Origin of the sequence: Methanoregula sp., from assembly GCF_049510175.1 — an archaeon.
Lineage (GTDB): Archaea > Halobacteriota > Methanomicrobia > Methanomicrobiales > Methanospirillaceae > Methanoregula.
Genome location: NZ_JBEKZF010000005.1, coordinates 104,747 through 116,694 on the forward strand (window position 1 = coordinate 104,747; position 11,948 = coordinate 116,694).

Consider the following 11,948-nt stretch of genomic DNA (forward strand, 5'->3'; position numbering starts at 1 on the left):
AGAACAGGTAATAGTACATCATCGCTCCATGGGGGAGTCGGCTGTGACCGCAGGTCGGGGCTGACTCAAGAAAAGGGTCATCAGACCATTTTCGAGATGCAACGAAGGGACATGAGAAAATATTTATCAGAATAGTGTTGAGTTGCCTGAGGGACGGGGACTGGATAACCTGCCCTGGTCGTATCCGTCGACCGGACCGCGTACCCGTCCACCACCGATCGGTCGAACCCGGGGATATCGGTGTCGGCTGCACTATCAAAAGCCAGCATGCGGCCGGCGGACCGCTCGACCGGTACTGATTCTGTTTTTTAACGCCGGGGCGATCTTCTCCGCAGGAGCAAGCGCATCCGCTACCGTAATAACCGTAATGATCCTGCTCATTTGAAGCAGCCCAGCTGGCAGCCCCGGATCTTGATCCGGTTTTTTGTGCAGTACTCGCCCACCGCACTCCGGGAGACTTTTGCTCTCTCCGCTACGGTGAACTCCTGGGGACGGGTGATCGTCTCAACAATTCCCGCTACCTGCAACGCCTTCCTGATCTTCTCGTCGCTCAGGGTAATCCGGTTTGGTGTACTTTCCTATGGGGTTTACTTCTTGCGAACGGGTAACCATCGGCAGGAATGAAGTAATTGTGGGTAACGGGAGATGGGAATATTAACCGGGACAGGTGAAAGAAAAATGATGGCGCAAAAGGGGGAATACCTGTCATGAAACCGAAAAAACTCGATATTTGCGGGAAGACCAGCCCGTACTGCCTGTCCGTGGTGGCAAAAGAAGCAAAGGCTTTAAAGCAATCCGGTGAATTACTCATTACCTGCGATAATTTCCCCGCCGTTACGACCTCCATCCCCCGGATTGCACGGGAGGAAAACCTGTCGATGGATGTTCAGAAACCGTCGAAAGACCGCTGGGAGATCACGTTGACGAGAGAATAATCCATACCCCCGGGCCGTTCCATCATGACAACGCATTTTTTCCTTCTTTCCAGCTCCGTATCTGTCGAGCGGCTCTCATGGATAGAGGAGAGCCTCAAGTTTTTCTTTGTCCAGCTCTACCCGGAGACGCTGGTGCAACGGTCCAGGACCGACAGCCCCGTATTCACGTTCCTTGTCACGGGCGATGCCCTCTACAGCCTTGAGGAGCCGGAAGCCCAGCAGGTCTGGTACGTGATCCTCTCCCTCGCGTCCGTCCGGATCATCTGCGACCGGCAGGAACTCGACCTCCGGGGCATCTCGATCGAGCGCCTCCGGATGAAATATCCCGACCAGGTGACCGACCAGAACGGCTTGGCCGCAAACAACCAGCCGTCCTTCTGGAAGGACATAACGGCACTCGTCCGGCAGAACCGGCCACCCCTTCCCGACGTAATCGGCTGGCTCCAGATTGAATCCCCGTACATGCACCGCTCGGCATGGCATGGCATCCGGTGCCTGTCAGCCGGGCTCGAGGCTCACCTGTCACCGGAACTCTACGCGTATCTCGACGGCATCCACATGGGCCATACTGGGCAGAGCCCCACGGAATCAGAGAATATCGGGAGGGGTCTCGAAGAACTCCATGACCGTGCAGGCAAGCAGGGACTCACGAGCCAGTTTCTTGCCTGCAACCGGTGTGCGACGGCCCGGGGCTACAGCACCTGGGACGACGGGCAGGGGACCGTAATCTCGACCTGTACGATCAAACCATTCCATATCCGGGACATGAACGCGATGATCGACCGGTTCGTGCACCCTCACGTCATCCTCGCGGACAATGCTGGTTCCATCCAGTTCCCGAAGAAAGGGCCGGCTGTCTCCTTCGACCGTGCGGATAAGAGCAGCACCGCACCCCCGGTCACGATCCTCGTCACCCGGAGCCCGTACAGCACGGAGCACGCGTTTGGTGCCCTCTCGTTTGCGGTCGCCTGTGCCCACCAGGGGATCCTGACACGGGTGATCTTCCTGGAGGACGGGGTCTATTCGGTTGCCGGGAGCCACCGGGCACCCCCGGAGTCGCTGCCCTTCAATATCCATGCCGTGATCAACGCGGTGGCAGGCAGCGAGAACCTCCACCTGTTCGTCCTCATACCCTCGCTCCAGAAGCGGGGCCTTTCCAAGAACAAGAACCTCAATGCTGTTCTCGATATCGGCTTTCCGGGCCTCGGGAAGATCCTGTTCTACCCACCGGGGAACGTACAGGCGGAACACCAGCGGGTGCTGGTGTTTTAAGGGGGAAATGACCCCGATACATGTGGATGAGTAAAAATAGAAGAGCAACACCCGTCATTTTACAGGAAGGAGATATCATTACCCGCAACACGAACTTCATGAATATGCCTGCCCGGGCAGGAGGGCGGCAACGTAAACAAGCGGACAGTTTCATCTGGTATCTCCTGCTCATCGCCCTCGCAATCGCCCTGATCGCCGTCCCGGCATCGGCTGGGGAGATACCAAATGCCTCTGCCCTGCAGAACCCGGTTATCGTGAAAGTCGGCGTCTATATGGTGGATTTCAACCATTTCAATGTCGGGGAGGGGACCGTTGACGCGAATTATTACCTGACCCTCACATCCGATACTCCGTTATCGATCAATGACGTCGAGATCATGAACGGGCATGCAACGTCCACTGATACGATCCTTGATACTCCTCATGAAAAAGAGTATCGGATCTTTGCGACCATGACCGCCGATCCCGACCTCCGCCTCTATCCCTTCGACCGGCACACGCTCCCCGTCGAGATCGAGCCCAAATTCAAAAACGAGAGCGAGATGGTCTTCGTGATTGACCCGGCAAATACCGCTCTCGATCCCGAAGCAGACCTCCCGGGATGGGAGTTTGCCGGTACCAGGTATGCGATCACAAACATATCTTATGTAGAAAATGAGATCCCGTATTCCCGGGCCGTCTTCGATTATGGCATCAGGAGAGACACCGCGTCGACCGTGCTGAAATTCTTCCTGCCGATCATGCTGATCGTCATTGTCTCCCTCTCCTCGCTCCTGATGAAGGTCTCGTCCCGGCTGGGGCTAAACGCCTCGATGTTCCTTGCCGCGGTGCTCATCCACTGGCGCGTTGCCGATGCGATCCCGCTCGTTGCCTACGCGACCTTTCTGGATATGTTCATGATCATCACCTATGCGACGCTCGTCATGGTGCTCGTGTCGGGGATCCTTATCCTGAAATTCACGGAAACCAAGGATACGATCCGTGTCGAACGTGTTTACAACTGGTCGCTCCGCATCATCCCGGTGATCTCGATCATGGCGTACTTCCTGCTGTTCCTTGTACTCGTGGCATAGGGAGGATCTGCTGATCGACTATAATCCCTGTATTGAAAGGAGAACAGATACACCATGATGGAAAACCTGTTAAAACCGGCCGACCGGGTCGAAGTGACCGTCCTGGTCGACAATTATATCGATATCCTTGTACCTCCGGTAACCCCCGTGGACCACCGGTTGCCATTCGACCCGTGCCACACGCTCCTTGCCGAGCACGGCCTCTCCTGCCTCGTCCGGGTTTTCGCCGGGAGATCTGAGCATGCGATCCTCTTCGATGCCGGTCTTTCCCGGGACTGCCTTTTCCATAACACCCGGGAGATGGGTCTCGACCTTTCCGCGGTCGAAGCCGTAGTCCTGAGCCACGGGCATTTCGACCATACCGGCGGACTGGCAGAGATCTTCTGCGGGGCCGGACGGCAGGTCCCGCTCATCGTCCACCCGGACGCCTTCCTCCGGAGGAGGCTGAACAACCCGGCCAAAGGCCCGGTCGAGTTGCCGCAGCTCGATGCGGTTGCATTAAAAAAGGCCGGGGCAGACATCCTCCGGCGGAAGGAGCCCTCGACCCTTGCTGCCGGCCACCTGCTCGTGACCGGGGAAGTAGAGCGGACGACCCCCTTCGAGAAAGGGCTCCCGGGGATGGAGGCGTACGTCGATGACCGCTGGACGCCCGACCCCATCCGCGACGACCAGGCGCTTGTCATAAATGTCAGGGGCAGGGGCCTTATCGTTATCAGCGGGTGTGCCCATGCCGGGATCATCAATACCGTTGAGTACGCGAGGAAGATCACTGGGGTTGAGAATGTCCACGCGGTCATGGGCGGGTTCCACCTCACCGGTCCGCTCTTTGAACCGGTCATCCAGCCGACCATCGACGCGATGAAACGGATCGATCCTGCATATGTGGTGCCTATGCATTGTACGGGTTGGAAGGCAATCAACCGGTTCGCGGAGGAGATGCCGGGACGGTTCATCCTGAATACGGTCGGGACGATGTATGTGTTTGGCGGGGAGTGAGGTTTTTTCTGAGCAGCAGGATTTTCGAAAGACCGATCACCCCTTCACTTCCTGTCGCCCATAAACGAACCCGATCCTCTGCCGGGTTATTTTCGGCGATATCTTTTTAACATAACCCATGCAGATACACATGGTGAAAACCATGAAACTCAGTGCACGAAACCAGATACCCGGCACCGTGAAATCAATTAAGAAAGGACCGGTCAGTACGGAAGTCGTGATCTCCATTGTCGGGGGTTTTGAGATTGTCTCGTCCATCACCACCCATTCTGCAGAACATCTGAGACTGCGGGAAGGTGCGAAGGTCTACGCGGTCGTGAAGGCATCCGAAGTGATGGTAGGGATTGATTAAAACTTTTTTATTTTTTTGATGACGCCGGATCCTGATTAAAACCGGGTCGCAAGCAGGGCATCGAAATATTCCGAAGGATAGGCCCCGCAGTCCGGGGCAAACCAGACCTCAATTACCGGCTCTCCGATGATGCAATGCAGTTCGACAAGACCATTTTTGTGAATGATATGTACCAGGCCGGCTGTTGTCTCCCGAACGTAGAGTTCCTCATTGCCCAGAAAAGCCGCAATATCCTCATCTGTCACCGGGCGGGAGAGGCAGTACTCCCGGCGTGTCCAGCCGGGGTAGGGCGATGCCGGGTTCGGAAAGGGGGATGGCATAACGATAGAGTATTTTTACGGCACCACACGATAATACGATCCATCAGCGCAGTTCCTGTACACGTCTTGTTCACCAACCATCACTTCCCGAACGCCTGTGATCTCTCTCATGCAGATTACGGTATATGACAGCGGGTGTTTTGTAGCCAGGGAGTTCAACCGGTCATCCATTTTCCGGTATTAAGGACTGATAGAGTTATGGTAAACTCCCCTTATTAAATTTTTATAGTTAACTTTTCTTAAAAGTAAATATAATTACCAAAACTTATATGATTGGACTTCCAACAAAATTGTGATACCTATGGGCTCAACAAAAGACGTCATGGAACTGTTTGCAGAACGGGATATTCGCCATATGTTACCCGAATATGACGGATGGAGAATCGAACGGGTACCGGGATCCCGGACTCCCGGATGTTTTTACCGGATTTCCCGAAGCAAAGGGGCAGGTACGGAGATTGGATTTATTGCGTTATCCCTGGACCCGGTACCAAAAGAAGAATTGATCAACACACTCGATCTGCTGCCCGATGACCAGGGTTCCCTCACAAAAAAGTACCTGCTCACACCCCAAGCAACCGATACCTCCGGGATTCCACCCCATGTTCGGGTTCTGCTGATGAATGCGTTTGCCTTTGCAGAAGGAAAACTTGTCTGGCTGACAAAGAAGAAGAATGCCAAACGAATTGTCCAGGAACAAGCAGTCGCAGCCTGAACCATTGGTTCTCCATCCATGCTGACGCGCCACCACGTCCTCCTCGGACTGCTCTGTTGTTTCATCCCCGGCAGTGCGATAGCGGAGTTTGATCCATTCCTGGCCGTTCTCGTCAGCACCGGATGCGGAATCGGCCTTATCCTTCCGGATATCCATATGAAACGGCCCAAAAAAAATCCGCTCCTCACGGTTGCCTGGGGGATCGTACAGGCTGGCAAGTGGATCTGTTTACCGGTAATGTGCCGGTTATACCGCCGGTTGTTAAGAACCACGTGTGAACCGAATGACAAGCGGCTGACCCATTCGGTCCTGGGGATTTTCTTATATTTTTCAATACTTTCAGGTATCACGTATATCCTGGTCTTCAGTCTGGGAAATTACATTCCTGTTTCTCTGGCAACGGCATTTCTCAGGGGACTGTTGATGGGGATGCTCCTCCACCTTGCTGAAGACCTGTGTACCCGGAAAGGGATCACGCCAGTCTATCCGTTAAATAATACCAAGATCGCCGGATCAATACGCCCCTGCGATGTTCTCGACAACCGGATACTCCGTTATCACATCTACCATGGCACGATCCTCTTTTTTTTCCTTGTATTCCTGTATGCCATGCACTGGTCAGTATACGAGATGATTGCCGGCGGCGTTCTGGGAGTGGGGGCATGTGTCGGATCCATGGTTTTTCTCTCAAAAGTAAGTATAGAACGGGCAGGAACTGACCGCTCCGGCAACCCCGATGCGATCACGGTATGAAGTGCCTGACGGGATTTTTAACAGCAGTCAAAGAGCGGGGGGACCCTTCTCTTATCGTGAATTATCGTACTGTGCCGTAACCGGAAAAGTGTATGCTGTACTTCGGTGTATTCCGCTATATAAGAGGGCGGGTAACTCCCGGTCCTGAGGCCGGTGTTCGGGAAATGCACAAAGGCTATTGCCGAACAAATCCTGCAATCTACTGACTATACATATGGTGCAACCCCTGCTCCGCACCATCGCCATCTGCCTGCTGGTGCTCGGTGCCTTCCTGTCCGGGTGCAGCCACGACCAACGACCACACAACCGGGACCGTCCAGGTCGCCTCATCGCCCTCAGGTGCGGAAGTCTACCTCGACAATGAATCCCATGGCACGACTCCGAACACCATCACGGCAGTACCGGCCGGCAGCCATACGGTCGAGCTCCGCGAGAACGGTTATGACACGTGGTCGGCACCCGTAACCGTCACCAGCGGGAGCGCGGCAAAGAATGATCTCCCCCAGATCCACATAGACGGGTAATGGACGTACCCCTCAGTCCACAGTGATTCCAACCCGGTCCTGCTCCTTGTGCATGTTGACGGCTTCAATGTCGGCTCCACGGATGCCCGGGAAGTGACGGTATCCGCGAACCTGTACTACAAGGGGCGGCAGTACTGCTGGAATACCATCTATCTCGGGACCCTCAGAGCCGGCGGGCATGTTGCCAAGGACACCATGGTCTCCTGCACGCTCCCGTCCGGTCTTTCCGATACGGACCTGATCGTAAAATTCGAGAACGTGGGGGTTACGCAGTAATACGACATAAAAGATTTTTTTCAGGATAACGAACTCCCGATAGGGAATCCCTGGCGCGTGTGCAAAAAAAGGGAGGCAGATTAGATCTTCTTGTACAGGTTCGCGTAGATGACCTGTCCTTTCTTCTTCTTGTGGCGCTCGCCCATGTCGCCGATGAAATGCGAGAACTTCGCCTTGGTGCCGTCGACTTCGAGCTCGACTTCGCCGACAGGCTTGAAGCCGGGCATCATCGTGTCGATAGAGCCGAAGATGATGATCTCACCATCGACCATCTGGCCGCCGACCTTGCTGTTTGCATTACCCTTGACAATGACCTTGCCGCCCTCTGCATGGGTGCAGAGGTGGACATCGACATTGCCATTGATAACCATCTCGCCGCCGGTCATATACATGCCGATATCAGACCCGGCATTGCCCTTGACAAGGATCTTACCGCCGGACATGCCCCTCCAGTCGCCGCGGTATGCAGCGCCGAGGTAGTTGCCGGCATTGCCCTCGATCGTAATCTCACCGCCCTTCATGGCAAGCCCGGCGAATGCCGCGACATCTCCCTTCGCGAGGATCTTGCCACCTTTCATCCAGGCCCCGACATAGAGGTCAGCACTGCCTTCGATGACAAGTTCCCCGGCGGTCATCTTGAAGCCGAGGTACTTCACCTTCTTCACATCTCCCTTGACAACGATCTTCGTGTCCGCTGCGGTTGCACCTGCGTTGCCGCTCACGTCAAAGTACTTGCCGAGCGTGGATGTGGTGTTGCCCTCATGAACGGAGAGTCCGGCGATCTCTGCCGCAGTCTTGCCTGCGAATGCATCGGGGGATATATTGTCCGCCTCAAGATACAGTGCAGGCACGTTCTTCATGGTAATGGTAACGGTTTCCATCTCTCTCACCTACACCTGGGTTGCATCTACCTCAAGGGAGAACGGGTTCGGGACAAAGTGGTGCCCGAGCGCTTCATAGTTGTTCTGCGTCATACTGTAGTACTTGATGAACTTCTCGTTGATGTCGCGGGCGACCTGAGCATTGTCCTTGACCTTTACATCGACCCAGAGCGTGCGCTTGTGGCCGTTGCTGACAATCTCGCCGTTGCTGACAACCTGCACGCCGCTCTTGAAGACGGCTGCGCAGCGTGAGAATGCCTTCTCGATGTCGTCGGGGTTTGCCACCGGCTTGTCCGGGTTGAAGTTGTAGACTGCAACATCCGCATCCATGCCGGGTTTCAGGCCGCCGCAGACAGCAGTCAGGCCGAGCGACTTTGCCGGGCCGGCGCGGGTCATCTGGGCAAGCTCATAGAGCGAGAGTTCCTTGTCGAGGGTACCGATTGCGGTCTGGGAAAGGACCTTGTCTTTGTGCTTGAAGGCGTTGATCTGCGTTTCACGCGCCTTTGCCGACATCAGCCACTTGATGACGCGGGGGTACCGGGTGAACGGCCCTGCGTTCGGGTGGTCGGTGGTGATGTAGCAGCGCATCGGGTCCTTCATCATCAGGGCGATCTCGAGACCGATTGCCCACTGGATCGCGCAGACCGAGATGTTCGGGCTGTAGATGTAAGGCACGACACCGGCTGCGGTCTCGAGCTCAACATCGACATTCGCCCACTTCAGGTGGTTGAGGCCGGTGAGGTGGTGCTCGAACGGGCCGTCAGCAGTCATCGTCGTGGTCTCGTCAAGGGTGACGTTACCGGTATCGATGGTGATGTTCTTGTTCTTGTTGACGTAGTCCGTGACTTCCTTTGCCTTGGACTCAAAGTCTGCCCAGTTGGTTCCACCATAGGAGTGGAACTGGGTGTGGGTGAGGTGCATGACCTGCTCGCGGCCAAACTTGTTCTTCGCCTTGATGCCCTCGGCAAGTTTTAAGGTATCGAGAGTGGTCTCGTAGCATCCCGGGTTCCCGAGGTTGTTCGGGTGGATGTGCATCGAGTGCGGGAGGCCGAGATACTCGTTTGCCTCGATGAGCCCCTTGATGATCTCTGCGGGAGTGATGTCGAAATACGGGACAGGGTCGTGGATGGAGAGACAGTTCAGTCCCCATCCCCATGCCTCGGTGCCGCCGGGATTGACGACCTTGACAGCATACCCTTTCGTGACGCGGAGGAGCCAGGCGATGTAGGCTGCGGTGTTCTCGATCTCCTGGTTTTTCAGGTACTCGAGCACGAACCAGTTGTTGCCGAAGACCGGGAATGCACCCTCATCGATGATGGGGGTGTCGCGGATCTCCTCGTGCACGTGGCGGGAGAATAGCGGGGGCATTGCCGCTTCCATCGCGGTGGTGTAGCCCATCTTCGCATACTCGTAGCCGGTCTTGAACGTAGTCGGGATCGATGCCCCGCCACCCATCCGCTCCATGCCATGGGTGGGTGTGCAGCTGAAGAGCTTGTCTTCGGGCCGGTAGATGCGGCCGAGATTGACCTTGGGGCCTGCGATGTGGGCGTGGATCTCCACGGCGCCTGCCATGACGGTTTTGTCCTTCGCATCGATGACCTTTGCCGAGGAGCCGACCTTGTCGACGATCTTCCCGTCCTTGATTGCGATATCCTTCTTGTCGCCCTTGATGCCCTGGACCGGGTCAAAGACGTGGCCGTTCTTGATGATATATTCTGACATGATTACGCTACCCCCTTCAGCTGTTTGAGGCGGTCACGGACCTTGATGAGGAACTGCTCATCGGTGAGCATACCCTCCGGCGGCTCGACGACCTTGCGGCAGTCGATCGGAACATTGTCCATACGATAGCAGTTGCCACCGCATTCGACACCGTTGAAGGCGACCGGGACGTGGAGCTTCGAGACACCGGACGTAGGGGTCAGGTGCGGGTCGACGCAGACGGAGGGGACGGCGGCAATGTGTTTCACGGCGCTGATCGGGAAGTGTGCTCCCGGATCGCTGCCGATGGTGAACATGGCGTCGATCTCTCCACGGGCGAGGAGGTCGATCGTGCTCGTGTCGCCCGGGTTGTAGCGGGCAAAGCCGCGGGTGAGGTCGACCGCGTACGGGAACCCGAACTGCCATGCGAAAACTTCTCCGGAGCCGGTGACATTATAGTGGCCCCGCATCGGCATGATTGAGAATTTCGTGTACTCGTTGAGGTCCTTGGTAACCGCGATTGCCTCATCGATGTTGTGGTTCTTACCGAGCGACTGGGTAACGCCCATACCGAAGAAGATGATACCGAACCGGCCGCTCTTTAAAACGTCCGCAGCCTCGCGGATCTTCTCGCTCGGAATGCCCGCAACGACATCGGGCAGCCACTCGCCCTTGAAGGCAACGCGGAGTGCGTTTAAGAGCTCGTAGTCCTTGCCCTGTTCCACCTGGAGGTGGATGTCGGCCATCTTGGCGGTGTCGGTGACACGGGGGTCCACGACAATCAGCTTGCGGCTCATCTGTCCCTTGCCGGTGAAGAAACCGCGGGGGAAGATAGAGTACCGGGACATGTGCCGGGGGTGGGCGTGTGCCGGGTTGCAGCCCCAGAAGATGATCCGGTCCGCACGGTTCTTGACTTCCCCGAGCGTACAGGAGGGGAGACCGATATCCTGAATCGCAATCAGGGACGTGCCGTGGCAGGTGGCTGCGGTATTGTCACAGCAGGACTTGGAGATCTCGGCGATCTCGTTGCCCACACTCTGGGCCTCGCAGTTGGTGGAAGACCAGCCGAACATGAGCGGCTTTTTTGCCTTCGCGAGCATCTGGGCGGTGTACTCCACTGCCTCATCATAGGAGACCTCCTTCCACGAGCCGTCTTCCTGATGCATCCGCGGGCGGGTGACACGGTCAGGGGACTGTGAATGCAGGAACTTCTCGGTGCCGATGACGCAGGAGTTGTAGACTTCCAGGAGCTTCTTGCCGTCATCCGAAACAACGACCTCAAGGTCATCGCAGAGCGTTCCGCAGAACGGGCAGATCACATCGGTAATTGTCTTGGTCATGCTGTTTTCACCCCGCAGAGTTTCTGGACGAGTTCGATACCCAGGAGGATCGGTTCGTTCACGGCAATTTCCACGGTGACCGGGACGCCCTTGAAGGTCGGCATGCCGGTCGAGTAGGTGTTGGGGTCGATGATCGCGTTCGCCCACGGGCCCATCGGGATAAAACCGAGGCCCGGGTGGGGTCCCTGGGTGGTCTCGACAGCTTTCACAATAACGCTGCCGAATTCGCTCGTGACCCGGACGTTGGTGTTCTTCCATGCGCCGAGTTTCTTTAAATCGGACTCGTCCATCTCAATAATGCCGGCGGCAGTGCGGTACAAGGGCTTCTCCTTGCCGCCTTCGATCGCTACACCCTGCTGGATGGTACGTCCCGAGATCAGGTTTAAACTGATATTCTTTGTCATGGTAATCCTCATAAAAACGTTAGAACAGTGATCAGGTACCAGGGCTCCTGCCTCAGGCCTCCGTCGGAATCATCTCTCCTCTGCCGGAGAGGCGGATCACATCATAGGGACAGGCATTGACACAGACGCCACAGCCTGCACAGAGTTCCGCCTTCACGTCAAGGTGTATTGACTTCCCGTTCCTGACGGCGTAGATCTTCTCTTTTGTCACCGGGTCCACCGTATGCAGTTCGAGTGCATCGACCGGACATGCGACGACACAGTTGCCACAACCGGTACATCGCTCCATGTTTACGTGTACTGAAAACGCCATGCATATCACACACATTGTCGTCGATGGATCCAATGTTGTTGAGCAAGTTAATTAAAGATATCTGAATTTACAATAGGTTAACTACGCGTGATT

17 protein-coding genes are annotated in these 11,948 nt (G+C 56.0%); 9 read left to right on the forward strand and 8 right to left on the reverse strand.

The features are described 5' to 3' along the window. Positions 1–80: 80 nt before the first annotated feature. Positions 81–269 carry a hypothetical protein gene (locus tag ABSG49_RS08415; protein ID WP_424025680.1) on the reverse strand — a complete coding sequence of 63 codons (189 nt, stop codon included), beginning with the start codon at positions 267–269 and terminating at the stop codon, positions 81–83. Between the two features lie 108 nt (positions 270–377). Continuing rightward, positions 378–527 (reverse strand): hypothetical protein, encoded by a 150-nt coding sequence (locus ABSG49_RS08420; protein WP_424025681.1) that lies wholly within the window; start codon positions 525–527, stop codon positions 378–380. A 180-nt stretch (positions 528–707) separates the two neighbouring features. Between ABSG49_RS08420 and ABSG49_RS08425 the strand changes: the two genes are divergently transcribed. The 5 genes from ABSG49_RS08425 (at position 708) to ABSG49_RS08445 (ending at position 4,628) form a co-directional block, all read left to right on the forward strand. Continuing rightward, entirely contained in the window at positions 708–935 is a 228-nt protein-coding gene (locus ABSG49_RS08425; RefSeq protein ID WP_424025682.1) for a sulfurtransferase TusA family protein, read from the forward strand. Between the two features lie 24 nt (positions 936–959). Beyond that, a complete protein-coding gene (locus ABSG49_RS08430) occupies positions 960–2,207 on the forward strand; it encodes a DsrE family protein (protein ID WP_424025683.1) in 1,248 nt (415 codons plus the stop codon). Positions 2,208–2,233: 26 nt separating this feature from the next. Further along, positions 2,234–3,280, forward strand: coding sequence for a ligand-gated ion channel (locus ABSG49_RS08435; protein WP_424025684.1), 1,047 nt, complete (start codon positions 2,234–2,236; stop codon positions 3,278–3,280). 54 nt (positions 3,281–3,334) lie between these two features. Further along, the gene (locus ABSG49_RS08440; protein WP_424025685.1) at positions 3,335–4,276 is read left to right on the forward strand and encodes an MBL fold metallo-hydrolase; all 942 of its coding nucleotides are present in this window, start codon (positions 3,335–3,337) and stop codon (positions 4,274–4,276) included. 118 nt (positions 4,277–4,394) lie between these two features. Beyond that, positions 4,395–4,628 carry a TOBE domain-containing protein gene (locus ABSG49_RS08445; protein WP_424025686.1) on the forward strand — a complete coding sequence of 78 codons (234 nt, stop codon included), beginning with the start codon at positions 4,395–4,397 and terminating at the stop codon, positions 4,626–4,628. A gap of 35 nt (positions 4,629–4,663) precedes the next feature. Here ABSG49_RS08445 and ABSG49_RS08450 read toward each other — a convergent pair whose 3' ends face one another. Further along, complete coding sequence (locus tag ABSG49_RS08450) at positions 4,664–4,948, reverse strand: hypothetical protein (protein WP_424025687.1); 285 nt, start codon at positions 4,946–4,948, stop codon at positions 4,664–4,666. A gap of 301 nt (positions 4,949–5,249) precedes the next feature. On the opposite strand from ABSG49_RS08450, the gene ABSG49_RS08455 reads away from it, so the two are divergent. The 4 genes from ABSG49_RS08455 (at position 5,250) to ABSG49_RS08470 (ending at position 7,216) form a co-directional block, all read left to right on the forward strand. After that, positions 5,250–5,663: a hypothetical protein gene (locus ABSG49_RS08455; protein WP_424025688.1), complete on the forward strand. Its 414-nt coding sequence runs from the start codon at positions 5,250–5,252 to the stop codon at positions 5,661–5,663. 18 nt (positions 5,664–5,681) lie between these two features. Next, positions 5,682–6,416: a metal-dependent hydrolase gene (locus ABSG49_RS08460; protein ID WP_424025689.1), complete on the forward strand. Its 735-nt coding sequence runs from the start codon at positions 5,682–5,684 to the stop codon at positions 6,414–6,416. 263 nt (positions 6,417–6,679) lie between these two features. After that, positions 6,680–6,940 carry a PEGA domain-containing protein gene (locus tag ABSG49_RS08465; RefSeq protein WP_424025690.1) on the forward strand — a complete coding sequence of 87 codons (261 nt, stop codon included), beginning with the start codon at positions 6,680–6,682 and terminating at the stop codon, positions 6,938–6,940. A gap of 48 nt (positions 6,941–6,988) precedes the next feature. Next, positions 6,989–7,216, forward strand: coding sequence for a hypothetical protein (locus tag ABSG49_RS08470; RefSeq protein ID WP_424025691.1), 228 nt, complete (start codon positions 6,989–6,991; stop codon positions 7,214–7,216). Positions 7,217–7,296: 80 nt separating this feature from the next. Here ABSG49_RS08470 and ABSG49_RS08475 read toward each other — a convergent pair whose 3' ends face one another. From ABSG49_RS08475 to ABSG49_RS08495, 5 genes are read right to left on the reverse strand one after another with little or no spacing between them, the layout of a single operon-like run. Beyond that, positions 7,297–8,097 (reverse strand): formylmethanofuran dehydrogenase subunit C, encoded by an 801-nt coding sequence (locus ABSG49_RS08475; protein WP_424025692.1) that lies wholly within the window; start codon positions 8,095–8,097, stop codon positions 7,297–7,299. Between the two features lie 9 nt (positions 8,098–8,106). Further along, complete coding sequence (locus tag ABSG49_RS08480) at positions 8,107–9,819, reverse strand: formylmethanofuran dehydrogenase subunit A (RefSeq protein ID WP_424025693.1); 1,713 nt, start codon at positions 9,817–9,819, stop codon at positions 8,107–8,109. Between the two features lie 2 nt (positions 9,820–9,821). Next, positions 9,822–11,138, reverse strand: coding sequence for a formylmethanofuran dehydrogenase subunit B (locus tag ABSG49_RS08485; protein ID WP_424025694.1), 1,317 nt, complete (start codon positions 11,136–11,138; stop codon positions 9,822–9,824). Beyond that, positions 11,135–11,542 carry a molybdopterin dinucleotide binding domain-containing protein gene (locus ABSG49_RS08490; RefSeq protein ID WP_424025695.1) on the reverse strand — a complete coding sequence of 136 codons (408 nt, stop codon included), beginning with the start codon at positions 11,540–11,542 and terminating at the stop codon, positions 11,135–11,137. The genes ABSG49_RS08485 and ABSG49_RS08490 overlap by 4 nt, the downstream gene beginning before the upstream one ends. 52 nt (positions 11,543–11,594) lie before the next feature. Then, positions 11,595–11,855 carry a 4Fe-4S binding protein gene (locus ABSG49_RS08495; protein ID WP_424025696.1) on the reverse strand — a complete coding sequence of 87 codons (261 nt, stop codon included), beginning with the start codon at positions 11,853–11,855 and terminating at the stop codon, positions 11,595–11,597. Positions 11,856–11,948: the final 93 nt, after the last annotated feature.